Origin of the sequence: Actinomycetospora sp. CA-053990 (assembly GCF_050948445.1) — a bacterium.
Lineage (GTDB): Bacteria > Actinomycetota > Actinomycetes > Mycobacteriales > Pseudonocardiaceae > Actinomycetospora > Actinomycetospora callitridis.
The window spans coordinates 630,559-655,303 of record NZ_CP192043.1; the positions used below are offsets into that span (position 1 = coordinate 630,559).

The window sequence follows — 24,745 nt, forward strand, 5'->3', positions numbered from 1 at the left end:
GACGCGCGCGGACCGTGGAGATCGTGGAACTCCTGCTCATCCTGCTCGTCGTCGGCGGACTGATCGCCCTCATGGCCACGCGCGGGCGCGGCCGGGGGACCACCGCCACGAACCAGCTCGGCGACGCCGAGGCCGAGGCCCGCCGCTGGTACGAGCGCCTGGGCGGCCAGGTGCTCAACCTCGTCGGCTCCGACGAGCCCTCGAAGCAGGCGCTCGCCGACGCCGCGGAGCGCTACACGGCCGCCGGCTCGCAGCTCGACCAGGCGACGAGCGCGCCGCAGTACCGCCTGGCCACCGACACCGCCCTCGAGGGCCTCTACTACGTGCGCGCCGCGCGCACCGCCATGGGCATGGACCCCGGCCCCGAGCTCCCCGGCTCCGCCGAGCGGGCCCGCGCCGGCGAGCTCGCGTCCACGAGCGAGGTGGACGTCGACGGCCGCAGCGTCACGGGCTCGCCCCGGCCCTCGGCGCAGAACAACCACTACTATCCGGGCGGGATGGTCGGCGGACGGCCCGTGCCCGCCGGCTGGTACTCCGAGCCGTGGTGGAAGCCGATGCTGCTCGGCGGCGTCGGCGCCTTCGGCGGGATGATGGTGGCGAGCGCCCTGTTCTCGGGCTTCGGCGCCGCCGCGGTCGGCGGGGACGCGTTCGCCGGCGACATGGGCGGCGGGTTCGACCCGGGGATGGACCCTGGCATGGACCCCGGCATGGACCCCGGCGGCTTCGATGGTGGCGGCTTCGATGGTGGCGGCTTCGACGGCGGGGGCCTCTTCGGCGGCTGGTGAGTCAGCGCAGGCCGGGGGCGTCCCACCACGCGACGCCGTCGGCGAGCTGGTCGGCGTCGGGCGGGTCGAGGTCCGCGTCGAGCAGGGCGGCGAGGTAGGCACCGATCCCCGGCGCGAGCACGCGGCGCTCGTCCTCGTCCGGGCCGGCCACGAGGACCTGGCCCACCGTCCCGCCGGGCGGCGGGTCGAGGTCGACCATGAGGTGGTTGCCCCCGCCGTCCTCGGCGAGCGGCCACCACGGCGCCCGGGTGTACACGCGGTGCACCGGGTCGTCGCCGCGCACCGTGATCATGCCGTCGAAGTCCGCGGGCGCGTACGCGGCGCGGATGTCCGCCCAGCCCTGCCAGGCCCGGCGCGCCCCGGCGAGGGACAGGAACTCGTGGCCGGGGAAGAGGTTGGTCCACGGGCCGTCGACGTGGCGCGTCTCGAGCTGGCCGTCGGCGATCCGGTAGAGCGCCGCGAGCTCGTCGGGGAACGCGCCCACGACCTCGCCCGCCGCAGCGATGACGTCGTCCCCGGCCGGCGGGCGCAGCATCGCCCGCGCGCCCCAGCCCCGGTCCTCGAGCCGGTCCACCCAGCGCCACCACAGGTCCTCGACGGTCACCGTCCCATCCTCCGACGGGCGTGCGGGCCGTCGAGCACCCACGCCACCAGCGCGCCCGCCCCGGGCGGCGCCGCGCCCTGCCCGAAGCGGGCCCGGGCGACCGATCCGTCGTCGCGCGCGACCGAGAGCTCGTAGCCGAAGCCGTCCGCGATCGCGCTCGGGGCGCCGTCGACGAACTCGCACGCGTCGACCAGGCCGGTGAGCTCCGCGGCGGCGGGCGCGTCGAGGTCGGCGGCGTCCACCTCGGCCGTGAGCACCATCCCGGCCACGCCGCCGGAGCGGACGACGGTGACTCTCACGGCGACGTCCTGGCCGCGTCGCGCGTCTCGGCGTCACCCTGCTCGGCGACCGTGAGCAGCAGGGAGGGCGGTGCGATCGCGCACCGGCAGCGGTTCACGACGGTCAGTGTGCCGGAGGACACCGGGCGTTCCGGTCCCGTTCGGCCCCGGTGTCGCACCCGCACGCACCGTCTCTGGGACACTGGTGTCGTACAGGGCGCCGCCGATGGCGCCCGTGGGTCGTCAGCACACCGCATTCCTCGCGCGGTCCCCCCTCCACGACGGACGGGCCGGCGCTCGCGGCCCCTCGCTCCCGTGGAGAGGTTCCCCGACATCCCGACGACGTCTGCTCCCCGTTCCGCCCCGACCTTCACCGACCTCGGCGTCCCCCGTGACGTCGTGGACGCGTTGGCCGCGCGCGACATCACCGAGCCCACCCCCATCCAGCGCGCGGCGATCGCCGACGCGCTGGCCGGCCGCGACGTGCTCGGTCGCGGCCGCACCGGCAGCGGCAAGACCCTCGCGTTCGGTCTGCCGCTGCTCACGCGCCTGACCAGCGGTCGCACCGTCTCGAAGCGGCCGCGCGGCCTCGTGCTGCTGCCGACGCGCGAGCTCGCGAGCCAGGTCCGCGACGCGCTGGCCCCGCTCGCCGAGATCCTCGGCCTGCGCCAGACCGTCGTCTACGGCGGCGTCGGCCAGGGTCGCCAGGCCGACGCGCTCCGCCAGGGCGTCGACCTGCTGATCGCCTGCCCCGGCCGCCTCGAGGACCTCATCGGCCAGGGTCTGGTCGACCTCGACCGCGTCGAGGTGACGGTGCTCGACGAGGCCGACCACATGAGCGACCTCGGCTTCCTCCCGGCGGTCCGCCGCCTGCTGCGCCGCACGCCTCGCGACGGCCAGCGGATGCTCTTCTCGGCGACCCTCGACGGTGAGGTCGACCGTCTGGTGCGCGAGTTCCTGCACGACGCGGTGACGCACAGCGTCGACGCGGCCGAGGAGCCCGTGCCGGACATGACGCACCACCTCTTCACGGTGGCGCCCGCGGACCGCAACGCCGTGGTGCAGGAGCTGGCCTCCGGCCACGGCCGCAGCATGATGTTCACCCGCACCAAGCACGCGGCGCGCAAGCTCTCGCGCCAGCTCACGGCCGCGGGCATCCCGGCCACCGAGCTGCACGGCAACCTGTCGCAGCCCGCCCGTGACCGGAACCTGGCGGGCTTCTCCGCCGGCGACGTCCGCGTGCTGGTCGCCACCGACATCGCCGCGCGCGGCATCCACGTCGACGACGTCGCCCTCGTGGTGCACGTCGACCCGCCCGCCGAGCACAAGGCCTACACCCACCGCTCCGGGCGCACGGCGCGCGCCGGCTCGGCCGGTGACGTGGTGACGCTGGTGCCGCCGGCCGAGCGGGCCGAGGTCGCGTCGATGACCCGCAAGGCCGGGATCAAGGCCAAGCCGGTCGACGTCGGCCCCGGCGCGCGCGAGATCGTGGCGCTCGTCGGCGAGCCCGCACCCGCGTCGACCCCGAGGACGGCCCGGCGGCCGCGTCGCGCAAGCCCGCGCCGCAGCCGGCCGGTGGGTCCGGTGGCGGGTCGCGCCGTGGCGGCGGCTCCGGTCGCGGTCGCGGTGGCGGCGGTGCTCCCGGCGGCTCCGGGGCGGCGCCCGTGGCGGCTCCGGTCGGGGCCGCGCCGGCGGTGGCGGTGCTCCCGCCGGCTCCGGCGGGCGCGGTGGCTCGGGCGGTCGTGGCTCCGGCGCGACCGGCGGCTCGGGGGCGGCGGCGGTCGTCGCGCGGCCGGCTCGAGCGGCGGCCCGTCCTCGTCGTCGCACTCCGCGGCGGCGCACTCGGCCCGCTCGGGCGCGGGCCGTGGTCGGGGCGGTGCCCGCTAGATTCGGGCGTTTCTCACCCTGTGTAGCTGATTGCTGGGCCGAACGGGTGGCTCTGCTTGCTGTGCGCGGTCAGCGGCAGCAACAGTGCGTCGACGCGCACGGCCGTGCGTGACCACCATGCTCACGCCCGGAGGTCGTCGTGGGAGACACGTGGGGCATCCCCGGCCCGACGTTCTTGATGATCTACTTCTGGCTCGTCGTCCTCGGCCTGCTCGTGGCGCCCCTGGCGTTGCGGGCGCTCGATCGACGGGTCGCCCGCGCCGACGGTGACGCGCCGGCGCCGGACGTCACGGTCGAGGATCTCGCCCTGCTCGCCGGCGGCCAGATCCGGCTGATCCACGCCGCGATCGCCCGCCTCGTCGAGGGGGGCGTCCTGCGTGTCGACCACGACCGCTCGCTGCACGCCACCGGGCGGCCCGCCATCGGCGAGCTGGACGAGGCCGTCCTCGACGCCGTCACCCAGTACCCGACGACGGCCGGCACGACGGTGACGACGATGCGGATGCGCGACGCCCCGGTCGTCCGCGACCTCCAGGCCGCGGCGCAGCGCCGGGGCCTGTTCCACGACCCGGCCGCCGTCACGCGCCGCAAGAACCTCGCGTTCGCCGTGGTGGGCGCCGTCGGGGTGCTCGCTCTGGCGCGGCTGGCCGCCGGGATCGCCCGGGGAGCACCGGTCGTCCTGCTGGTGATCCTCATGGTGTTCGGGAGCTGCGCGGCCCTGTCGATCGTCCTGTTCTCGGTGCGGCGTCCCACGCTCAAGGGCCGGGCGACGCTGGCGGCCGCGCGGACCGCGGTGTACTCGCCGTCGTCGCGGGCGCAGGGCCCCGTCCTCGTCGGGGCGCTCGGGGTGGCCGGCCTCGTGGCGGTCGGTGGGTTCGCGATGTACCCCGACGCCGAGCTCTCGACGCTGCTCGCCGCGCCGTCGGGCGGCGGTGGGGGCGGATACGACGGGGGCTCGTCCTGCGGCTCGTCGTGCGGCGGGGGCTCGTCGTGCGGCGGCGGGTCCTCCTGCGGCGGCGGGGGCGGGTGCGGCGGATGAGCCCGATCGCCGGTGGCCCGCTCGGCGTCGGCATCGGCTGGCGCCGCGAGATCGACCTGACCGTCGAACGCCTGCCCGGCGTCGACTTCGTCGAGGCGGTCGCGGAGGACCTGCACCCCGACGCGCTGCCGGCGTCGCTCCCGGGGCTGGGCCTGCCCGTCGTCCCCCACGCGGTGTCGCTGTCGCTCGGTGGGGCGGAGCCGCTGCGGCACGACCGCGTCGAGCACCTCGCCGCCGTCGCCGACGCCCTCGGTGCCCCGGTGGCGAGCGACCACGTGGCGTTCGTGCGTGCCGGCGGGCTCGAGTCCGGGCACCTGCTGCCGGTGCCGCGTACCCGCGAGGCGCTGGGGGTGCTCGTCGACAACGTCCGGGCCACCCAGGCGACGCTCGGGGTGCCGCTGGCGCTGGAGAACATCGCACCGCTGCTCGCCTGGCCGGACGCGGAGATGAGCGAGGGTGCGTTCCTCGCCGAGCTCTGCGCGCGCACCGGGGCGTGGCTGCTGCTCGACGTCGCCAACCTGCACGCGAGCGCGGTCAACCTCGGTCAGGACCCCGAGCGGGTGCTCGACGAGCTGCCGCTCGAGCGCGTCGTCTACGTGCACGCGGCGGGCGGGGTCGAGCGCGACGGCGTCTACCACGACACCCACGCGCACGCCCTCACGCAGCCGGTGCTCGACCTGCTCGAGGCGCTGTGCGCCCGGCACCGTCCGCCGGCGGTGCTGCTCGAGCGCGACGACCGCTACCCGCCGGACGACGAGCTCGCCGCGGAGCTCGCGGCGCTGCGGGCGGTGCACTCGCGGGTGCGGGTGTGAGCCGGTCCGAGCTGGCGGAGCGTCAGGCGGCGCTGCTCGCGGCCCTGGTCGCCGGGGGCCCGGCGCCGGCGGGGATCGACCCGTCGCGGGTGGCGCTGGAGGCCTCGGCCCTGCGCGCGAAGCGGCGCCGGGTGCTCGCGCGCCTGCTCCCGGTCGAGGTCCACGAGCGCCTCGGCGCCGACCTCACCCCGCACCTCGACGCGTGGATCAGCGCGAACCCCCGGGGGACCGGGACGTCGATGCACGCCGACGCCGACGCCTTCGTCGCGCACCTCCGCGCCGATGGCGTCCTCGGGCGGGGGCGACGCCGGGGTTGGGCATCACGGATGCAAGCCCTGCGTCCTCGCTTGCACTGAACGCCAGGAAACCCACTTCGATCATGAGCCACACATGACGACGCCCGCGGGACCATGTGGTCCCGCGGGCGTCGTCGTCCCCGTCGATCAACGGGGAGTTCGTGCGCATAGAAGCAGCGAACAGCGCGTTCGCTGCGTCAGGAGGCGCGCGTCAGGAGGCGCGCGTCAGGCGGCCTGGCCCTCGGCGGGGGGCTCGGGCGTCTCGGTGGACTCCGTCTCCTCCGGCGCCGGGACGCCGTCGATCGCGATGCGGCGGGCGCCGGGCTCGGTGGCCTCGGCGTGGGCGCCGGTGACGCGCACCGTCAGGACGCCGGCGTCGTACGACGCGGAGACCGCGTCGGCGTCGACGTGCCCGGGCAGCGTGAAGCTGCGACGGAACGAGCCGTAGCGGCTCTGGCGGTACCCCGTGCCGGTCTGCTCGTCGCGGCGCTCGCCGCGGACGGACAGGCGGTCGCCGTCGACCTCGACGGTGACGTCCTTCGCCACGTCCACCCCCGGGAGCTCGAGGCGGACGACGGCGTCGTCACCCTCGCGCACCACGTCGGTGGTGGGGGCGTACCAGTTCGTCCCGCGGCCCGGGGTGGGGCGGCGGAACAGGGCCGGGGCGACGGCGAACGGGTCGACGAAGCGCGGGCCCCAGGGGATCAGCGTGCTCACGGTGGTTCCTCCTCGGTGGCTGAAGGCGGCCCGACCTTGCGGGCCCTCGACTCATGCAACATGAGTCGACCACGCTCAATTCCACGCTCGAGGATGCGGATTTCCTGGCGCTGAGTGCAAGCGAGGGCGCAGGGCTTGCATGCCCCTACGGCGCCCGCCCGTCGCGGACGTCGGCGTAGCGGGCGCGGACCTGCTCGGAGATCGAGGCGTCGGTGACGTCGCGGCTGGTCTCGCGGGCCACCGTCCACCCCGGCTCCTCGCCGTGCAGGGCCCAGGCGGCCTGGCGCGCCGCGCCCAGGGCGACGTACTCCTGGGGCGCGAGCACCTCGACGGGCAGGCCGAGCACCTCGGGGGCGAGGTCCGCCACGGCCCCGGAGCGTGAGCCACCGCCGATCAGCAGGGCCCGGCGCGCCGGCACCCCCTGGTCGATCAGCGCGTCGACGCAGTCGGCCAGCCCGCACAGCATCCCCTCGACGGTGGCGCGGGCGAGGTTCTCGCGGGTGCCGTTGGCCGTCGTCAGCCCGACGTAGCGGCCCTGGGCGTCCGGGCGGTCGGGGGTGCGCTCGCCGTCGAGGTAGGGCAGCAGCACCAGCCCGTCCGCGCCCGGCGAGGCGGCACGTGCCAGCCCGTCGAACTCGTCCGGCTCCACGCCCAGCAGCGCCGCGCCGACCCCGAGCACCCGGGCGGCGTTGAGCGTGGCGAGCAGCGGCAGGTAGCCGCCGCGGGCGTCGGCGAACCCGGCGACGAGCCCCGAGGCGTCGGTGCTCGGCCGGTCGTGGCCCGTGAACACCGCGCCCGAGGTGCCGATCGAGATCACCACCTCGCCCTCCGCCGGACCGATCGCCAGTGCCGCGCCCGCGTTGTCCCCGGTGCCCGCCGAGACCGCGAGCCCGTCCGGCGTGCGCCCGACGACCTCGCCCGGCTCGGCGACCCGCGGCACCTCGAGCGCGCGCCCGAACGCCATCTCGAGCAGGTCGGGGCGGTACTCGCCGATGACCGTCGACCAGTAGCCGGTGCCCGAGGCGTCGCCGCGGTCGGTGGTCGCGTCGGTGGGGGAGCCGCGCAGCCGCCAGGTCAGCCAGTCGTGGGGCAGCAGGACCCGGCGTGCGCGGGCGGCGACGTCCGGCTCGGCGCGGGAGGTCCAGCGCAGCTTGGTGGCGGTGATGCTCGCGACCGGGACGGTGCCCACCGCGTCGGCCCACGCGGCGGCCCCGCCGAGCTCCTCGATCAGCGCGGTGGCGTCGGGCGCGGACCGGGTGTCGTTCCACAGCAGCGCGTCGCGCACCGGCTCGCCGTGCTCGTCGAGCAGCACCATCCCGTGCTGCTGGCCCGCGACCCCGATCGCCGCGACGTCGCTGGTGCCGACCTCGCCGAGCGCGCCCGCCAGCGCGTCCCACCAGGCCCGGGGATCGACCTCCGTGCCGTCCGGGTGCGGACGGCGGGCCTCCCGCACCACCCGCCCGTCCTCCGGATCGACGACGAGGACCTTGGTGGCCTGGGTGGAGGAATCGACCCCGGCGACGTACCGCGCTGAACCCGCCATGGCCGCAGTATCCCCACATTAGGGTCCACGTCCGTGACCTTCGGGGGGTTCCGGGAACGGTTCGTGGTCTGCGGCGAGGACATGCTCTCCCTGCGGATGGTCGAGGCGCTGCTGCGGCAGTCGCGTCGCGGGGCGACCGACGTCGTCGTCCTCACCGCGCCCGGGGGCGCGGTCGTCGACCGGCTGCGGGCGATCGGTGGGGTCGAGGTCGTGGAGGTCGCGGAGCCCGACGACGAGACCTTCCGCGCCGTCGACGTCGGCAGCGCGACGTGCGTCGCGTTCGTGCACCGCGACGACGTCGTCAACATCCACCGCGCGCTGCGGGTCCAGGAGCTCGCGCCGTCGGTGCGCCTCGTCGTCCGGCTCCACGCGCCGGCGCTCTCGGGACGGATCCGGATGCTGCTGCCGACGGCCACCGTGCTGTCGGTGTCGGCGACCGCCGCGCCGGCGTTCGTCACCGCGGCCATCGGCGCCCGGACCCACCAGAGCGTCGACCTGCCCGGCTACCCCATGGTCGTGGCCGACCGCGCGGACGTGCGGCCGGCGGCGGTGGTGACGGGCCTCGCGCACCGTCCCCACCGCGGCGCCCCGGAGCTGCTGCCCACCCGCGAGGCCGCCGCCGACCTGGTGCTCGCGCGCGTCGCGCGGCACCGCCAGGGCCGCCTCGTCGGCACGCGCCGGGCCGCCTGGCGACGGGTGCTGACGCTGATGTGGCGGCGCACCCGGGCCTCGATGACCCGCTCCCTGGCCCGCGCGACCCTCGGGCTGCTGGCGCTGCTCGTGCTCGGCACCGTCGCGTTCGCGACGCTCGCCGACCTCTCGTGGGGCGACGCGATCTACCTGACGGTGCTCGACTCCGCGGGCGCCGCCGACCCCGACACCCACGTCTCGGCCGTGGCCCGCACGGTCCAGGCGCTGGTCACCCTGGTCGGGATCGCGATCATCCCGCTCGTCACCGCGGTGGTCGTCGACGCCGCGGTGAGCGCCCGCTTCGCCGGCACCCCGCAGCGTCCCCGCCCGCGGCGGGGTCACGTCGTCGTGGTCGGCCTCGGCAACGTCGGGGTGCGGGTCGTCGAGCAGCTCCACGAGCGCGGGGTCCCGGTGGTGGCCGTCGACGACGACGAGGGCCCCGGGGTCTCGCAGATCCGGCGGATGGGCCTGCCCGTGATCGTCGGCGACACGACGCGGCGCGGGACGCTCGCCGAGGCGTCGGTCGACGACTGCCGGGCGCTGGTCGCGGTGGGCCGCGACGACGTCGCGAACCTCGAGACGGGGCTCGTCGGCCGCTCGCTGCGCAGCCGGCTCCGGGTCGTGCTGCGGCTGCGCGACGACGACCTCGCCCGCCGGGTCGAGCGCTCCCTGGAGGTCGCGGTCTCGCGCAGCGTCTCGTTCCTCGCCGCCCCGGCCTTCGCCGCGGCGATGCGCGACCACAAGGTGGTGGCGACGGTCCCCGTCGGGCGCTCGGTACTCCTGCTCGCCGACGTGCCGATCGGGCGCAGCGCGCTCCTCGCGGGCCTGCCCGCCTCGGCGGCCGAGAGCGAGGGCGAGGTGCGGGTGGTCGGGGTCTACCGGGGCGCCGCCCACGACGCGGTGCTCGACTCCCCGCCCCGCCCACAGCGCCGGCTCAAGGTGGGCGACCGCCTGGTCGTCGCGGCCACCCGCACGGGCCTCGCCGAGGTGCACGCCCGGTGCGCGGCGAGGACGTCGCTCTGACCGGCCTTGTATGGCTCTACAACTTCTCGGTACGGTCGCAGGATCAAGCCGCGACGAAGGGGTGCCGACGATGAGCACGGAGACGACGACCGAGGTCCTGGCGGTGTCGAGGACGATCGACGCGTCGGTCGGGACGGTGTTCGGGGTGCTCGCCGACCCGGCCCACCACGCCGCGATCGACGGCACCGGGTGGGTGCGCGAGCCGCTGGAGCCCGGCGCCGGCCTGACCGAGGTCGGGCAGATCTTCGGCATGGAGATGTACCACGCGAACCACCCCGACGGCGACTACCGCATGCACAACCGCGTCGAGGTGCTCGACCCGCCGCGGAGCATCGCCTGGCAGCCCGGCCAGTACGGGCCGGACGGCGAGATCGGCTACGGCGGCTGGTCGTGGCGCTACGACCTCGCCGAGGAGGGCGCGGGCGCCTGCCGGGCGACGCTGACCTACGACTGGTCGGCCGTGCCGGCCTTCCTGCGCGAGCACATCGCGTTCCCGCCCTTCGGCGAGGACCACCTGACCCGGTCGCTGGACAACCTCGCGGCCCTCGCCGAGGGCGCTAGGTAGAGCCCGGACACCCGCAGGACTCCCGGACGACCAGCCGGGGCAGGAGGCGGCGCGTGGTCGGCGGGGCGTCCGGCGTGGCGATCCGGTCGAGGAGCAGGCGCACCGCGGTGGTGGCGATCTCGTCGAAGGGCTGCGCGGCGACCGTCAGCCGGGGCGCGAACAGGTCGGCCCACGCGAAGTCGTCGAACGCGGCGACGGCGACGTCGCGGGGCACCTCGAGGCCGGCGTCGCGCAGGGCCTGCATCACCCCGATGGTCATGCTGTTGTTGCCGGCGACGATCGCGGTCGGCCGGTCGTCGAGCGCGAGCAGGCGGTGCGTCGCCCGGCGCGCGGCGACCGTCTCGGAGGCGCCGCCGACCTCCAGCTCGGCGTCGACGGGTAGGTCGCGGGAGCGCAGCGCGTCGCGGTAGCCCTCGCGGCGCTCGGTGGTGGTCGACAGCCCGTCCAGGCCGGCCACCAGCCCGATCCGGGTGTGTCCGTGGTCCGCGAGGTGGCCGGTGAGCCCGGCGGTGGACGCCCGGTTCTCCGGACCCACCTGGTCGTGCCCGGCGTCGATGAGCCGGTCGAGCAGCACCGTCGGCACCTGGTGGCGGGCGAGGTAGGCCAGGGTGTCGTCCGGGCGTGCGCTCGGGGCGAGGACCACGCCGTCGACGCGGTGGTGGTGCAGGCGGGTGACGACGGTCAGCTCGTAGTCCGGGTCCTCGTGGGGGTCGACCAGCAGCAGCGTGTAGCCCGCCGCCGCGGCCGCCGACTCGGCCGCACTGAGCAGCTCGCCGAAGTACGGGTTGGAGATCGCCGAGAGCACCAGGCCCATCGTCGTGGTGCGCGCCGTCGCGAGGGACCGCGCGACCGTGTTCGGGGTGTAGTGCGTCGCGGCGACCGCGGACAGCACCTGTTCACGGGTCGAGGCGCGGACCGGCCGGGTCCCGTTGAGCACGTGGGAGACGGTCGCGGTGGAGACACCCGCCATGCGCGCGACATCCGCCATCGTGGCCATGCCCGGCTCCCGTCCTCCGGCCCGCCGCGTGCGCGGGGGGCCGTCCGTTCATCGGAGAGTTGTACCCCGAACGACCCGTCGCCGCTCCTGTGTGATCCCGACGGTGATCCTGCCTGAATCTGACGCGGTTAAGCGCTTGCTACTGACGGAGAGTGCCTTTACGGTCACCTGATCGCCAGTGGTCCACGTCACGGTCCGCGGCGCAGGGGTCGGCGACGGGGCGGGAGGCGGCGGATGCGCGGCGCGGCGCGAGGACGGGGACTCCGGAGGGGACCGGCGGTGCTCGGGGCGCTGCTGGCGAGCCTGGCGCTGGTCGCCGGCTGCTCGGGCGCGGGTGCGATCGGCGCCGAGGAGGGCGTCGAGACCGTCACCGTCGCGATCGTGTCCAACCCGCAGATGGAGGACGCGATCTCGCTCTCGCCGCAGTTCGAGGCGGAGAACCCCGGGGTCCGCCTGCGCTTCGTCTCGCTCTCGGAGAACGAGGCCCGCGCCAAGATCACCGCGTCGGTGGCCACCGGCGGCGGCGAGTTCGACATCGTCATGATCTCGAACTACGAGACCCCGCAGTGGGCGCAGAACGGCTGGCTGACCAACCTCCAGCCCTACATCGACGCCACGCCCGGCTACGACGCCGCCGACTTCATCCCGACGGTGCGCGACTCGCTGTCGTTCCAGGGCTCGATGTACTCGGTGCCGTTCTACGGCGAGTCGTCCTTTCTCATGTACCGCAAGGACCTGTTCCAGCAGGCCGGCATCCAGATGCCCGCGCAGCCGACGTGGCCGCAGGTCGCCGAGTTCGCGGCCCGGCTCGACCAGGGCGAGGGCCAGCGACGCGGGATCTGCCTGCGCGGCAAGCCGGGCTGGGGCGAGGTCATGGCCCCGCTCGACACAGTGATCAACACCTTCGGCGGCCGCTGGTTCGACCCGCAGTGGCGGGCGCAGCTGACCTCCCCGGAGGTGCGCCAGGCCGTGCAGTTCTACGTCGACCTCGTCCGCCAGCACGGCGAGCCGGGCGCGTCGCAGGCCGGGTTCTCCGAGTGCGCGACGCAGTTCGGCCAGGGCCAGGTCGCCATGTGGTACGACGCGACGTCGGCCGCCGGCACCGTCGAGGACCCCGCGGAGTCGACGGTCGCCGGACAGATCGGGTACGCGCCCGCCCCGGTCGTCGCGACGCCGTCGTCGGGGTGGCTGTACTCCTGGTCCCTCGCCATCCCGCAGACCTCCCCGCGCAAGGACGCGGCGTGGAAGTTCATGTCCTGGATGACGAACAAGCAGTACATCGAGCGCGCCGGCAACGACCCCGAGATCGGGTGGACCTCGGTGCCGCCGGGCTCCCGGCAGTCGACCTACGACCTCCCCCAGTACCAGCAGGTGTCGGGTGCCTACGGCCCGCTGATCCTGCAGGGCCTTCAGCGGGCGAACCCGCAGCAGCCGACCGTGCAGCCGGTGCCCTACCAGGGCGTGCAGTTCGTCCGTATCCCCGAGTTCCAGGACCTCGGCACCCGGGTGAGCCAGCAGGTCAGCGCGGCCATCGCCGGCCAGATCACCGTGGACGAGGCGCTCGAACAGTCCCAGAACTACGCGGAGACGGTGGGGGAGAGCTACCAGCGATGACCGCCACAGTGGAAGAAGAACGTTCCGCACCACCGGCCAACATCGGCGGCGCCGCGATGATCGACCGCGCCGAGGGGTGGCGGCGCCGTGGCCCGCTGCTCCCGGCGCTGGTCTTCACGATCATCGTCACGCAGATCCCGTTCATCCTGACGCTCTACTACTCGCTGCAGTCGTGGAACCTGGTCCGGCCGGGGTCGCAGGAGTTCGTCTGGTTCTCGAACTACGGCGACGTCTTCACCGACAGCCAGTTCCGGACGGTCGCGCTCAACACCGTGATCATGACGCTGGGCTCGGTGCTGATCGCGGTGGTCCTCGGCCTGCTGCTCGCGCTACTGCTCAACCGGCAGTTCGTCGGCCGCGGTGTGGTGCGCACCCTGCTCATCACACCGTTCCTCATCACGCCGGTCGCGGCGGCGCTGCTGTGGAAGACGGTGCTGCTCGACCCGACGCTCGGCCTGATCAACTTCGTGCTGACGCCGTTCGGGGTCTCGGGCACCGAGTGGATCAGCCAATATCCGCTGGCCTCGGTGATGGCCGCGCTGATCTGGCAGTGGACGCCGTTCATGATGCTGCTGCTGCTCGCGGGCCTGCAGAGCATGCCGACCGACCAGCTGGAGGCAGCCCGGGTCGACGGTGCGAGCGCGTGGTCGACGTTCCGGGAGCTGACGCTGCCGCACCTGCGGCGGTTCATCGAGCTCGGCGTCGTGCTCGGCACGATCTACCTGGTCAACATCTTCGACCAGGTCTACATGATGACCCAGGGCGGCCCGGGCGTGGCCAGCGCGAACCTGCCCTTCTACATCTACCAGCGCGCGTTCCTGGGCTTCGACATCGGGCAGTCGGCGGCGATGGGCGTGGTCGTGGTGATCCTCACCCTCATCGCGGCGAACTTCGCGCTCCGACTGATCTTCAAGTCGTTCAGTGGCGAGCAGGAGGCGGCCTGATGGCGGTCACGACGAGCACCCCGCCCGACATGCAGGAGCCCGCGGCGCCGCCCGAGCCCCGTCGTCAGAAGCGCAGCGCCGCCAACGTCTGGCTGGGCGTGATCGCCTGGATCGTGGGCATCGCGTTCTTCTTCCCGGTCTTCTGGATGGTGCTGACGTCCTTCAAGCAGGAGACCGACGCCTACACGCCCACACCGAAGATCATCTTCGAGCCGACGCTGGAGCAGTACGAGGGCGTCTTCTCCGCCGGCGTCGGCCCGTACCTGCTGAACTCGGTGATCGCCACGGTGTTCTCCACCCTGTTCGTGCTGCTGCTGGGGATCCCGGCCGCGTTCGCGGTGTCGCTGCGCCCGGTGAAGAAGACCCAGGACGTCCTGTTCTTCTTCATCTCCACGAAGATGCTGCCGGTCGTCGCGGTGATCGTGCCGATCTACGTCGTGGTCAACCAGATCGGCATGCTCGACAACATCTGGACCCTGGTCATCCTCTACACCGGGATGAACCTGCCGATCGCGGTGTGGATGATGCGGTCGTTCTTCCTCGAGGTCCCCGGCGAGCTGCTCGAGCAGGCCAGCATCGACGGCGCCCCGTTGTGGCGCACCCTGCGCGAGATCGTGCTGCCGATCATCTCGCCGGGCATCTTCGCCACGGCGCTGATCTGCGTGATCTTCGCGTGGAACGAGTTCTTCTTCGCGGTCAACCTCACCGCGGCCAACGCCGGCACCATGCCGGTCTTCCTGGTCGGGTTCATCACCTCGGAGGGCCTCTACTGGGCCCAGCTCTCCGCGGCAGCGACCATGGCCGCGCTGCCGGTGATTCTCGCGGGCTGGGTGGCACAGAACAAGCTGGTGCAGGGCCTGTCGTTCGGCGCGGTCAAGTAGCGGTCGAGTAGGGGAGTCTTCAGACATGGCCGAAGTGGTGTTCGACCAGGCCTCGCGCATCTACACCCCGGGCGCGAAGCCGGCGGTCGACAAGCTCAGCCTGACCGTCGCCGACGGCGACCTCGTCGTCCTGGTGGGGCCCTCGGGCTCGGGGAAGTCGACGGCGCTGCGGATGCTGGCCGGACTCGAGCCGATCGACGCGGGTTCGGTGCGCATCGACGGGCGCGACGTCGTCGACGTCCAGCCGAAGGACCGGGACATCGCGATGGTGTTCCAGAACTACGCGCTCTACCCGTCGAAGACGGTCGCGGAGAACATGGCCTTCCCGCTGAAGATGCGCGGGATGGAGAAGGAGGAGCGGGGTCAGCGCGTGCGCCAGGCCGCCGAGATGCTCGGGCTCACCGAGTACCTCGACCGGAAACCGAAGGCGCTCTCCGGCGGCCAGCGCCAGCGCGTCGCGATGGGCCGGGCGATCGTCCGCGAACCCCAGGTCTTCCTCATGGACGAGCCGCTGTCCAACCTCGACGCGAAGATGCGCGTGCAGACCCGCGCCCAGATCGCCGAGATGCAGAACCGCCTGGCGGTGTCGACGGTCTACGTCACCCACGACCAGGTCGAGGCGATGACGATGGGCGACAAGGTCGCCGTGCTCGCCGACGGCACGCTGCAGCAGTACGCGACGCCCCCGGAGCTCTACGACCGTCCGGCCAACGCCTTCGTCGCGGGGTTCATCGGCTCCCCCGCGATGAACCTGCTCGAGCTGCCGCGCTCGTCGAGCGGGGTCAGCCTCGGGGGCATCGAGATCCCGCTGACCCGGGGGATCGCGGACGCGGCCGGCTCCCGGGACAAGCTGACCGTCGGCATCCGCCCCGAGGACTGGGTGCTGGAGAGCACCGATGCGGACGCGGGCTCGGTGGTCAAGGCGGTCGTCGACGTCGTCGAGGAGCTCGGCAGCGAGTCCTACCTCTACGCCCACCTCGCCGAGGACACCGCCACCACGATCGTGGTCCGGGGCCCGGGCCGCGTGAAGGCCCGCTTCGGCGACCCGATCGCGCTGCGTCCGAACGCCGAGGCGCTGCACGTGTTCGACGTCGAGAGCGGCGAGCGCCTGGACTGAGCGTCGGGGGACCATCGGGGGATGCTCCGCAACGTGGTGGTGGGCCGGGTCCGCGAGGGCGTGCCGGCCGAGCAGGTCGAGGCCGCGATCCAGGCCCTGCGGGACCTGACGGTCGAGGGCGTCGAGTTCCGCCTGATCGGGGGCCAGGACCGCGGGCTGCGCGAGGGCAACGCGTCCTTCGCGCTGACGGCCGACTTCGTCTCCGACGAGGCGTACCGGATCTACGACGCCGACCCGGAGCACAACCGCATCCGCCGGGAGCTCGTCGCGCCGATCTCGTCGTCGATCGAGCGGATCCAGTTCGCGCTGCCCGACTGATCCGAGGTGTCAGCGGCGTGGCGCTGCAGGCACGGACGTCCGAGTAAGGGGAGCACGCCGAGAGGGCCACGCAGTCGACTCTGCCGGCCGGGAAATCGGTCGACCCGTGTCGGCCGGACGTTCTAACGTGCGCCCCGTGATCCAGCAGATCTACGGCTGACGAGCGCCGTCTCCCCCGGGCTCACGCCGGTCCACGACCGGCGGTGATGCCTCGTGCCCTCGTCCTCCCGTTCCTGGAGATCTCCATGGTTCATGTCCTGATGGTCGGCGCCGGCGCGCACGGCCACACCCATCCGCACCTGCCCGTCGTCGCCGAGCTCGTCGCACGCGGTCACCGCGTCACCTACGCGATCCCCGCCCCGTTCGCCGAGATGGTCGCCGCGACGGGCGCGACGCCGCTGGTCCACACGTCCGTACTGCCGGACCAGGGCGCCGGCGAGCAGTGGCCGACCGACCCCGTCGACGGCACCGCACTGTTCCTCGACGAGGCGGTGCACGCCCTGCCGCAGATCGAGGCGGCGCTGGGTGACGACGTCCCGGACGTCGCGCTCTACGACATCGGCGGCTACCCCGCGATCGTGCTCGGACGACGGTGGGGCATCCCCGCCGTGCAGCTCTCGCCGGCGATGGTCGCGTGGGACGGGTACGAGTCCGACCTCGCCGACGACCTCGCGTTCCGGGAAACGCCGGGGTACCGGGCCTACCTCGCACGGTTCTCGGCGTGGCTCGCGGAGTTCGGCATCGACGACGACCCCGAGCAGCTCGTCGGGCGACCGCGCCGCTCGATCGTCGAGATCCCCCGGGCGTTGCAGCCGTTCGCCGACCGCGTCGACGAGTCGATCTACACCTTCGTCGGGCCCGACCTCGCGCGGCGGGCGGCGCAGGAGCAGTGGCCGGAACCCACGCGGCCGCTCGTCCTCGTCTCGTTCGGCTCGGCGTACCACGACCACCCCGACGACTTCCGGGCCTGCGCGGAGGCGTTCGGCCCGCTGCCGTGGGAGGTGGTGCTGGCGGTCGGTCCGCACCTCGACCTCGAGGCGCTGGGCGAGCTGCCGCCGAACGTCACCGCGCACCGGTGGGTGCCGCAGCTCGGGGTGCTCGGGCGCGCGAGCGCGTTCGTCACCCACGCCGGCATGGGCGGGTGCGCCGAGGGGCTCTTCCAGGGCGTGCCGATGATCGCGGTGCCGCGCGCGGTCGACCAGTTCGGCAACGCCGCGATGCTCGAGGGGCTCGGGGTGGCGCGGACGATCCCGTCGGAGGAGATCACCGCCGACCGGCTCCGGGAGGCCCTGCTGGAGCTCACGTCCTCGCCCGACGTGGCCGCGCGCCTGGCCGAACAGCGCGATGTGATCCGCCGTGGCGGCGGGGCCCCGGCCGCCGCCGACATCGTGGAGGCGGAGCTCGCGCGGTAGGGCGGTGTCAGCGGAGTGCCGGTGATCGACGGAAGAACGCGGACGTCCAGTGTCCGCAACGGCACTCCGCTGACATCAGGCTCCGGTCAGGAGACGCCCTCGGGAGCGGCGCCGGTGACCTGCACGCCGTCGGCGGTGATCTTCTCGATCTCGGCGAGGTCGTCGGCCGAGAGCCGCACGTCGACCGCGGCCAGCGAGCGCTCGATGTTCTTCTCCGACCGGGCGCCGACGATGGCGACGTCGATACCGTCCTGGGCGAGCACCCAGGCGATCGCGAGCTGCGAGACCTCGACGCCCTTGTCGGCGGCGAAGGACTTCAGCCGCTCGATGACCTCGAGGTTCTGCCGGAACTTCTCGCCCTGGAACGCCGAGGCCTGCGCGCGCCAGTCGGACTCCTCGAACGTCGTGTTCTCGTCCATCGAGCCGGTCAGCAGGCCCGAGCCCAGCGGCGAGTACACGAGCGTGCCGATGTCGTGCTCGCGCACGTACGGGAGCACGCCGTCCTCGATGTGCCGGCGGAACAGGTGGTACGGCGGCTGCAGGGTCTCCACCGGGCGACGACGGTCGAACGCGGCCATCTGGTCGGCGTCGTAGTTCGACACCCCGACGTGCCGGATCTTGCCTTCGTCGACCAGCTCCTGCAGGTACCCGGCGGTGTCCTCGAACGGTGTCTGCTCGTCGGGCCAGTGCACCTGGTAGAGGTCGATGTGATCGATCTTCATTGCCTTCAGGGAGGACTCGACGCCCGAGCGCAGCCACTCGCGGCGCGAGTCCCGCGGCCGGTCGGTGCCCGGGTTGATGCCGCCCTTGGTCGCGATGACCACGGAGTCCCGGTCGCGGTCCAGCTCGCCGCGCAGCGCGTTGGCCAGGACCTCCTCGGACTCGCCGAACCCGTAGGCCTGGGCGGTGTCGAAGAAGTTCACGCCCAGGTCGAGGGCGTGGCGGATGGCGCGCTGCGCCTGCTCGGCGTCGTAGGAACCCCACTCGCCCGAGACCTGCCAGGTGCCGAACGCGATCCGCGACACCTGCAGCTCGGTCTTGCCCAGTCTCGTCATGTCCATCCGGTCGCGTACCCGCTCCCGGGGAGGTTGAACGACGGACGAATCGTGGGTCACCTGACGCCGGGCCCGCGATCGGGCACGCTCGGCGCGGTGCGCATCCTCGTCGCGGCGCTCGGCGCGCCGGGTCACGCCTTCCCGCTGGTCCCGCTCGCCACGGCCCTGCGCGACGCCGGGCACGAGGTCACCTTCGCGGCCGGCACGGACGTGCTCGACGGCATCGCCACGACCGGGCTCGCGACCCTGCCCGCGGGCGGACGGCTGTTCGACGGGTTCGGCGTCGCGCGGGAGCGGCTCGGGATCACGGGGTGGCCGGCCGAGGAGGAGACCGTCCGTGCGCTCGCGCGCGAGGTCTTCGGCGACATCCTGCCGCGGCGGGTCCTCGCGGACCTCGGGCCCTGGCTGGCGGCGCGACGTCCGGACCTCGTGGTGGCGGAGATCGGCGATCCGGGCGCGGCCCTGGCGGCGGCCTCGGCCGGCATCCCGTGCGTGCTGCACGGCTTCGGCCGGCGCCCGCCCCCCGAGGCGCCGATGTACCACCGGATCCACGACCGGGTGCTCACCCTCGCCGCCGAGCTCGGGCTCGACCTCTCCGAGGGAACGCCGCTGGGACACACCTACCTCGACATCTGCCCGCCCTCGCTCCAGGCCACCTCCCGGGGCGACGAGGTGCTCGAGCTCCCCGTGCGCCCGACCGCGTGGAACCCGCCCGTGCCCGGATCGTCGCCCCCGGCAGCCGACCGGCCCTGGGTGTACCTCACGCTCGGCACCGCGATGGGCTCGCCGGACGTCCTGCGGACGGCTTCGGCGGCCCTGGCCGGCCTCGGCGTCGACGTTCTCGTGGCCGCCGGATCGGTCGACCTCGCCGCGCTCGAAGGGGTGGCCGGCGACCGCGTGCGCGTCGAACAGTTCGTCGCCCAGGCCGAGCTCCTGGTGTCGGACCATCCGCCCGCGCTCGTCGTGCACCACGGCGGTAGCGGCACGACCTTCGCCGCGGCGGCGGCCGGGATCCCGCAGCTCTTCCTCCCACAGGGCGCCGACCAGTTCTTCAACGCGGCCGCGGTGACCGAGGTGGGCGCGGGTGCCACGCTCGACTCGTCGGGCGCCGTCGCCGACGCGGCGGCCGCGCTGATCGCAGACGGCCCCGCCCGTGCGTCGGCTCGGGCGCTCGCGTCCGAGATCGCCGCGATGCCGTCCCCCGCCGACGTCGCGGCGGCCGTCGAGGCGTGGGGTCAGCCGGAGATGTAGGCCTCGAGCTGGTCGCGGTGCTCCTCGAGCTGGTCGATCCGGGTCTTCACGACGTCGCCGATGCTGACGATCCCTGTCAGCCTCTCCTGGTCGTCGACGACCGGGATGTGGCGGATCCGCCGATCGGTCATGGTGCGGCTCAGGGTCTGGACGTCGTCCTCGGCGCGACAGGTGGCCACGACCGTCGTCATGATCTCGGAGACCGGCGCGTCCAGGAGGCTCGCGCCCCGGTGGTGCAGGTGACGCACCACGTCGCGCTCGGACACGATCCCGGCCAGTCGGTCGCCCTCGCAGACGACCGCCGCGCCGACGTTGCGCTCTGCGAGCACCTCCAGGAGGTTCGACACCGGGGCGTCGGGCGGCACGGTGAGCACGGCTGATCCCTTGCGCGCGATGAGGTCCGCGATGCGCATGGCCGGTCCCTTCGTCGGGTTCGCGACGGTTCCGAGAATGGCAGGAACCGTCCGGGTTCGGCCAGACCCGGGCGGTCACGACCGGGCGAGCAGCACGGCCACGCCCAGCAACGGCGCGGCGAGCGCCGCCACGAGCACCGGCAGGCCGACCCAGACCGACCCGGTGCCGACGACCGCGAGCACCCCGAGCGCCACCCCCTCCGATCCCAGTCCGGCGACCGAGGTGACGGTGGCGCGGGCGTCTCCGGTCACCTCGTCCTGCACCCGGGTCTCGACCACGACCAGCAGCATCTGCAGCACGCCCCACCCGAGCGCGATCGCCGCGAACCCGGGCCCGAGCGGCAACAGCGCCCCCGTGCCGACCGCCACCGCGGCGAGGGCCAGCAGCGCGCCGAGCAGGGGCCCGCGGGCACGGGCGACCCGGCCGGCGAGCGCGACGAGGAGCGTCTCCGCCACGCCCACCCCGACGAGGGCGAGCGCGGTCGTCGCCGGCGAGGCACCCCGGTCGGCGGCGAGCAGCGGCAGGTACTCGTCGAACGCCATGAGCCCGGTGAGCAGCGCCGTGACGAGCACCGCGCGCCGCAGCAGCGCCGTCCGGGACACGTCGGCGAGCCCGTCCCGCAGCGTCGCCCACCACTCGGCGAGGGCGTCGCGCGACGTCGTCCGATCGCTCTGTTCCCGCGGCTCCTCGGGCAGGGTGAGCGCCAGGAGGCCGGCGGCGAGCGCGGCGGCGGCCCCGACGAGACCGGGCAGGACGTAGCCGCCGACCTCCACCAGCGGCGCGGCGAGTGCGGTGGCGACGAGGGTGCTCGCGAGGTAGCCCGAGCGTGCGCGGCCCATGAGCGTGGCGTAGCGGTCGGCGGCGTCCCAGCCGGCGAGCGCGTCGTAGGTCAGAGCCTCGAGCGTCCCGGAGCCCAGCGCGGTGCCGACGCCCCAGAGCACGAAGCCCAGCGCGAACACCCACGTGCCCGGAAAGAGCACCCACAGGGCGAAAGCGGCCGCGGCGAGGGCTCCGGACGCGGCCAGCATCCGGCGCCGGGAGGTCACGTCGGCCCAGGCGCCCGAGGGCACCTCGAGGACCAGCGTCGTCACCGACCACAGCGCGAACAGCGCCGAGATCGCGGCGTCGGAGAGACCGTGGTCGGCGAAGAGCAGCGCGTAGAGCGGGTAGAGCGGCACGAACTGGCCGAGCGCCTCGACGGCGACGACCCGTGCGCCGAACCCGCGGGGGACCCGCGTCCGAGGCGGGGCCGGGTGTCAGCGTCGGCGGAAGCGGTTCTGCATGGTCAGGACCTTAGCTCCGTCCGTGAGCGAAATTCCCGGCTATAGCCGGGAATTTCGCTCACGTAGGAGACTCGCGCGCATGACGTCCGACGAGCCCACGACGCCGACCGGCGGCAACCCGTACCTCAAGCGCGCCTACGGCCTGCGCGGGCCGGACGACGCCCGGGAGTTCTACGACGAGTGGGCCGCGGAGTACGACGCCGACCTCGCCGACCACGCCCAGGGCTACGTCGCCCCGGAGCTCGCCGCCGAGACGCTGGTCCGCGTCGCCGGCACCGGCGTCACCGTGCTCGACGCCGGGTGCGGGACGGGCCTGGTCGGGGCGGCGCTGGCGCAGCGGGGCGTCGGCGTCATCGACGGTGTGGACGTCTCGCCGGGGATGCTCGAGCGGGCCCGGGCCACCGGCGCCTACCGCTCCCTCGAGCCCGCCGACCTCACCCGACCGCTGCCCACCCCCGCCGACGCCTACGACGCCGTCGTCTGCGTCGGAACCCTCACCCACGGCCACGTCGGCCCCGAGGCCCTCGCCGAGTTCGTCCGTCTGACCCGTCCGGGCGGGTCGGTCGTCGCGACGGTGCTCGACGACGTCTGGGAGTCCGGCGGCTACCGCGCGGAGACCGACCGGCTCGTCGACGCGGGCGTCGCGGAGCTGGTGTCGGCCGACGTGACGCCCTACCGCTCCGGGGTCGGTGTCGAGGCCCGGATGCTGGTGCTCACCGCGCGCTGAGGATAGAACGGTGGCCATGAGCGCCCCCTCCGACAGCACGGAACCCGAGATCCTCTGGCAGCCGGACGAGGAGACGGTACGGAACGCGCGGATCACCGCGTTCGCGGAGCGCGCCGCGCAGGAGCACGGGGTCACCGTCGAGGGCTACGAGGACCTGTGGCGGTGGTCCACGACCGACCTCCGCGCGTTCTGGGGCACGGTCGTCGACCACCTCGGCGTGCGGTTCCACGAGGCCCCGAGCGAGGTCCTCGCCTCCGAGGACATGCCGGGAGCGAGCTGGTTCCCGGGCAGCACCCTCAACTACGCCGAGCACGCGCTGCACCCCGCCGAGGGCGGTGCCGACGACGACCTCGCGATCGTCGCGGTCCGCGAGGACGGCCGGCGCGAGCAGCGCACCTACGGCGAGCTGCGCGCCGACGTCGCCCGCGCCCGGGCCGGGCTCGAGGCGCTCGGGGTCGGGCGCGGCGACCGGGTCGTCGCCCTCGCCCCGAACACCGTCGAGACCCTCGTCGCCTTCCTCGGCGCCGCCTCGCTGGGGGCGACGTGGTCGTCGTGCTCGCCCGACTTCGGCGCCCGCGCCGTGGTGGACCGCTTCGCCCAGATCGAGCCGTCCGTGCTCGTCGTCGTCGACGGCTACCTCTACAACGGCAAGTCCTACGACATCCGCACGACGGTCGCCGAGCTGCGCGAGCAGCTCCCGACGCTGCGCGCGACGGTCGGGATCGACTACGTCACCGAGGGCGCGTGGGCCGACTGGTCCTCCGACGGGGACGACGTCGTCGGCTGGGCGTCGTTCACCGACCATGCCGACGCCGAGCTCGTGTTCGACCCGGTGCCGTTCGACCACCCGCTGTGGATCCTCTACTCGTCGGGCACGACGGGGCTGCCGAAGGGGATCGTGCACTCGCACGGCGGCATCGTCGTCCAGCACCTCGCGTCGCTGGCCCTGCAGCACGACCTCGGCCCCGGTGACCGGTTCTTCTGGTTCACCACCACCGGCTGGATGATGTGGAACCTGCTGATCTCGGGGCTGCTGGTCGGCGCCACCGTCGTCGCCTTCGACGGGAGCCCGGGCCACCCCGACCTCGACGTGCTCTGGCGGATGGCCGCCGACGAGGGCGTCACGCTGTTCGGGACGTCCGCGTCGTTCGTGCAGTCGTGCCTCAAGGCCGGCCTGCGTCCGCGCGACGCGTTCGACCTCTCCGCGATCCGCTCGGTCGGCTCCACCGGTTCGCCGCTGTCGCCGGAGGGCTTCGACTGGCTGCAGGACGCGGTGGGCGAGCAGCTCCAGATCGCGTCGGTCTCCGGCGGCACCGATGTCTGCGCGGCGTTCGTCGGCGTGGCCCCGACCGTCCCCGTCTGGCGGGGTGAGATCTCCTGCCGCGCGCTCGGGGCCTCCGTCGAGGCGTTCGATCCCACCGGCCGGCCGGTGATCGACGAGGTCGGCGAGCTCGTCATCACCCGGCCCACGCCGTCGATGCCGGTGATGCTGTGGAACGACCCCGACGGCAGCCGGATGCGGGAGTCGTACTTCGAGGACTTCCCCGGCATCTGGCGCCACGGTGACTGGGTCCAGATCACGCCCCGGGGCTCCCTGATCATCCGCGGGCGCAGCGACTCGACGCTCAACCGCGGCGGCGTCCGGATGGGCACCGCGGAGTTCTACGAGGTCGTCGAGTCGTTCGACGAGGTGGTCGACTCGCTGGTCATCGACACCTCCGGCGTCGAGGGCGCCCGCGAGGGCGGCGAGCTGCTGTGCTTCCTGGTGCTCGGCGAGGGCGTGGCGTTCGACGACATCGCCCCGCAGCTCAAGAAGGCCCTGCGCAGCCAGCTCTCGCCGCGTCACGTCCCCGATCGCTTCCTGGTGGTCGACGACATCCCGCGCACGCTCAACGGCAAGAAGTCGGAGGTGCCGGTGAAGCGCATCCTCGCCGGCACCGCCCCCGAGAAGGCCGTCAGCAAGGACGCCCTGCGCAACCCCGAGGCGCTGGAGGACGTGGTGGCGCGGGCCCGGGACTAGGCGGGGCCCCCTCCCATGTCGGCCGGGTCGATCTCCGACAGGGTGACGGTCGCGCCGAGCACGCGCCCCCGGTCGTCCCGGCGCGAGGAGACCAGGACGTCGAAGACACGCGGGTGCGTCGGCGAGTCGCACGGGACCTCGATGCGGGCCGGGGCGGGGAGGTCGCCGCGCAGCGCGGCGCGGATCGCCGAGGCGACCGTGGCGCTGTGCCGGTCGGTGGACGCCGCGGCGTCGCACAGCGCCAGGTAGGAGCACCCGATCCCGGCGCGCGCCGGGTCCCCGCCGTTGGCCCGGCAGAACGCGATCCACGCGTCGTCGACCCAGACGACGACCCCGTCGCCGTCGAGCAGCGCGGTCTCGACGGGCCGGTCGGCGCAGACCGGGTCGACCAGCGTGCCGGCGGTGTCCCGGGGAATCGCGGCCAGGTCGCGGCTGGTGATCACGGGATCACCTGCCGGGCGACCGGGGTGGGG

Annotated in this window: 25 protein-coding genes; 16 read left to right on the forward strand and 9 right to left on the reverse strand. The window is 73.9% G+C overall.

What is annotated here, in order from left to right; genetic code table 11:
• Positions 1-20 precede the first annotated feature (20 nt).
• Positions 21-785, forward strand: coding sequence for a hypothetical protein (locus ACQPYN_RS03205; protein WP_433038692.1), 765 nt, complete (start codon positions 21-23; stop codon positions 783-785).
• A gap of 1 nt (position 786) precedes the next feature.
• On the opposite strand, the gene ACQPYN_RS03210 is transcribed toward ACQPYN_RS03205, so the two are convergent.
• Both ACQPYN_RS03210 and ACQPYN_RS03215 read right to left on the reverse strand, forming a co-directional pair.
• The gene (locus ACQPYN_RS03210; protein WP_433033353.1) at positions 787-1,389 is read right to left on the reverse strand and encodes an SMI1/KNR4 family protein; all 603 of its coding nucleotides are present in this window, start codon (positions 1,387-1,389) and stop codon (positions 787-789) included.
• Complete coding sequence (locus ACQPYN_RS03215) at positions 1,386-1,688, reverse strand: protealysin inhibitor emfourin (RefSeq protein ID WP_433033355.1); 303 nt, start codon at positions 1,686-1,688, stop codon at positions 1,386-1,388. Before ACQPYN_RS03215 ends, ACQPYN_RS03210 begins: the two co-directional genes overlap by 4 nt.
• A 294-nt stretch (positions 1,689-1,982) precedes the next feature.
• Here ACQPYN_RS03215 and ACQPYN_RS03220 point away from each other — a divergent pair, with 294 nt between their 5' ends.
• From ACQPYN_RS03220 to ACQPYN_RS03235, 4 genes are all read left to right on the forward strand, one after another.
• The gene (locus tag ACQPYN_RS03220; protein WP_433033357.1) at positions 1,983-3,554 is read left to right on the forward strand and encodes a DEAD/DEAH box helicase; all 1,572 of its coding nucleotides are present in this window, start codon (positions 1,983-1,985) and stop codon (positions 3,552-3,554) included.
• A 139-nt stretch (positions 3,555-3,693) separates the two neighbouring features.
• Positions 3,694-4,593 carry a TIGR04222 domain-containing membrane protein gene (locus ACQPYN_RS03225; RefSeq protein WP_433033359.1) on the forward strand — a complete coding sequence of 300 codons (900 nt, stop codon included), beginning with the start codon at positions 3,694-3,696 and terminating at the stop codon, positions 4,591-4,593.
• Positions 4,590-5,405: a DUF692 domain-containing protein gene (locus ACQPYN_RS03230; protein WP_433033362.1), complete on the forward strand. Its 816-nt coding sequence runs from the start codon at positions 4,590-4,592 to the stop codon at positions 5,403-5,405. Before ACQPYN_RS03225 ends, ACQPYN_RS03230 begins: the two co-directional genes overlap by 4 nt.
• Entirely contained in the window at positions 5,402-5,761 is a 360-nt protein-coding gene (locus tag ACQPYN_RS03235) for a hypothetical protein (protein ID WP_433033365.1), read from the forward strand. The genes ACQPYN_RS03230 and ACQPYN_RS03235 overlap by 4 nt, the downstream gene beginning before the upstream one ends.
• Positions 5,762-5,926: 165 nt before the next feature.
• Here the strand turns inward: ACQPYN_RS03235 and ACQPYN_RS03240 are convergent, their stop codons facing one another.
• Both ACQPYN_RS03240 and xylB read right to left on the reverse strand, forming a co-directional pair.
• Positions 5,927-6,418, reverse strand: a complete 492-nt coding sequence (locus ACQPYN_RS03240; RefSeq protein WP_433033369.1) for an Hsp20/alpha crystallin family protein — start codon at positions 6,416-6,418, stop codon at positions 5,927-5,929.
• 145 nt (positions 6,419-6,563) lie between these two features.
• A complete protein-coding gene (xylB, locus tag ACQPYN_RS03245; protein ID WP_433033372.1) occupies positions 6,564-7,961 on the reverse strand; it encodes a xylulokinase in 1,398 nt (465 codons plus the stop codon).
• A gap of 33 nt (positions 7,962-7,994) precedes the next feature.
• On the opposite strand from xylB, the gene ACQPYN_RS03250 reads away from it, so the two are divergent.
• Both ACQPYN_RS03250 and ACQPYN_RS03255 read left to right on the forward strand, forming a co-directional pair.
• Entirely contained in the window at positions 7,995-9,674 is a 1,680-nt protein-coding gene (locus tag ACQPYN_RS03250; protein WP_433033375.1) for an NAD-binding protein, read from the forward strand.
• Positions 9,675-9,744: 70 nt separating this feature from the next.
• Positions 9,745-10,239, forward strand: a complete 495-nt coding sequence (locus ACQPYN_RS03255) for an SRPBCC family protein (RefSeq protein WP_433033378.1) — start codon at positions 9,745-9,747, stop codon at positions 10,237-10,239.
• On the opposite strand, the gene ACQPYN_RS03260 is transcribed toward ACQPYN_RS03255, so the two are convergent.
• Positions 10,232-11,236, reverse strand: a complete 1,005-nt coding sequence (locus ACQPYN_RS03260) for a LacI family DNA-binding transcriptional regulator (RefSeq protein WP_433033381.1) — start codon at positions 11,234-11,236, stop codon at positions 10,232-10,234. The two genes, ACQPYN_RS03255 and ACQPYN_RS03260, sit on opposite strands and share 8 nt — an antisense overlap.
• A gap of 234 nt (positions 11,237-11,470) precedes the next feature.
• Here ACQPYN_RS03260 and ACQPYN_RS03265 point away from each other — a divergent pair, with 234 nt between their 5' ends.
• The 6 genes from ACQPYN_RS03265 (at position 11,471) to ACQPYN_RS03290 (ending at position 17,522) form a co-directional block, all read left to right on the forward strand.
• Positions 11,471-12,850, forward strand: a complete 1,380-nt coding sequence (locus ACQPYN_RS03265; RefSeq protein WP_433033384.1) for an ABC transporter substrate-binding protein — start codon at positions 11,471-11,473, stop codon at positions 12,848-12,850.
• A complete protein-coding gene (locus tag ACQPYN_RS03270; protein ID WP_433033387.1) occupies positions 12,847-13,794 on the forward strand; it encodes a carbohydrate ABC transporter permease in 948 nt (315 codons plus the stop codon). Before ACQPYN_RS03265 ends, ACQPYN_RS03270 begins: the two co-directional genes overlap by 4 nt.
• A complete protein-coding gene (locus ACQPYN_RS03275; protein ID WP_433033390.1) occupies positions 13,794-14,675 on the forward strand; it encodes a carbohydrate ABC transporter permease in 882 nt (293 codons plus the stop codon). Before ACQPYN_RS03270 ends, ACQPYN_RS03275 begins: the two co-directional genes overlap by 1 nt.
• A 25-nt stretch (positions 14,676-14,700) precedes the next feature.
• Positions 14,701-15,792 carry an ABC transporter ATP-binding protein gene (locus tag ACQPYN_RS03280; RefSeq protein ID WP_433033393.1) on the forward strand — a complete coding sequence of 364 codons (1,092 nt, stop codon included), beginning with the start codon at positions 14,701-14,703 and terminating at the stop codon, positions 15,790-15,792.
• A gap of 21 nt (positions 15,793-15,813) precedes the next feature.
• Positions 15,814-16,110: a Dabb family protein gene (locus ACQPYN_RS03285; protein WP_433033396.1), complete on the forward strand. Its 297-nt coding sequence runs from the start codon at positions 15,814-15,816 to the stop codon at positions 16,108-16,110.
• A 206-nt stretch (positions 16,111-16,316) separates the two neighbouring features.
• Positions 16,317-17,522: a macrolide family glycosyltransferase gene (locus ACQPYN_RS03290; RefSeq protein ID WP_433033399.1), complete on the forward strand. Its 1,206-nt coding sequence runs from the start codon at positions 16,317-16,319 to the stop codon at positions 17,520-17,522.
• 86 nt (positions 17,523-17,608) lie between these two features.
• Here the strand turns inward: ACQPYN_RS03290 and ACQPYN_RS03295 are convergent, their stop codons facing one another.
• A complete protein-coding gene (locus tag ACQPYN_RS03295; protein ID WP_433033402.1) occupies positions 17,609-18,577 on the reverse strand; it encodes an aldo/keto reductase in 969 nt (322 codons plus the stop codon).
• A gap of 51 nt (positions 18,578-18,628) precedes the next feature.
• On the opposite strand from ACQPYN_RS03295, the gene ACQPYN_RS03300 reads away from it, so the two are divergent.
• Positions 18,629-19,828, forward strand: a complete 1,200-nt coding sequence (locus ACQPYN_RS03300; protein ID WP_433033405.1) for a glycosyltransferase — start codon at positions 18,629-18,631, stop codon at positions 19,826-19,828.
• On the opposite strand, the gene ACQPYN_RS03305 is transcribed toward ACQPYN_RS03300, so the two are convergent.
• Together ACQPYN_RS03305 and ACQPYN_RS03310 are read right to left on the reverse strand one after the other, a co-directional pair.
• On the reverse strand, positions 19,813-20,241 hold the full coding sequence (locus ACQPYN_RS03305) for a CBS domain-containing protein (RefSeq protein WP_433033408.1): 429 nt from the start codon (positions 20,239-20,241) through the stop codon (positions 19,813-19,815). The genes ACQPYN_RS03300 and ACQPYN_RS03305 overlap by 16 nt on opposite strands.
• A gap of 75 nt (positions 20,242-20,316) precedes the next feature.
• Positions 20,317-21,420 carry an MFS transporter gene (locus ACQPYN_RS03310; RefSeq protein WP_433033411.1) on the reverse strand — a complete coding sequence of 368 codons (1,104 nt, stop codon included), beginning with the start codon at positions 21,418-21,420 and terminating at the stop codon, positions 20,317-20,319.
• A 184-nt stretch (positions 21,421-21,604) separates the two neighbouring features.
• Here ACQPYN_RS03310 and ACQPYN_RS03315 point away from each other — a divergent pair, with 184 nt between their 5' ends.
• Positions 21,605-22,252, forward strand: a complete 648-nt coding sequence (locus ACQPYN_RS03315) for a class I SAM-dependent DNA methyltransferase (RefSeq protein ID WP_433033414.1) — start codon at positions 21,605-21,607, stop codon at positions 22,250-22,252.
• 16 nt (positions 22,253-22,268) lie between these two features.
• The gene (locus tag ACQPYN_RS03320) at positions 22,269-24,272 is read left to right on the forward strand and encodes an acetoacetate--CoA ligase (protein WP_433033416.1); all 2,004 of its coding nucleotides are present in this window, start codon (positions 22,269-22,271) and stop codon (positions 24,270-24,272) included.
• On the opposite strand, the gene ACQPYN_RS03325 is transcribed toward ACQPYN_RS03320, so the two are convergent.
• Positions 24,269-24,715, reverse strand: coding sequence for a PAS domain-containing protein (locus ACQPYN_RS03325; protein ID WP_433033419.1), 447 nt, complete (start codon positions 24,713-24,715; stop codon positions 24,269-24,271). The two genes, ACQPYN_RS03320 and ACQPYN_RS03325, sit on opposite strands and share 4 nt — an antisense overlap.
• Between the last annotated feature and the right edge of the window lie 30 nt (positions 24,716-24,745).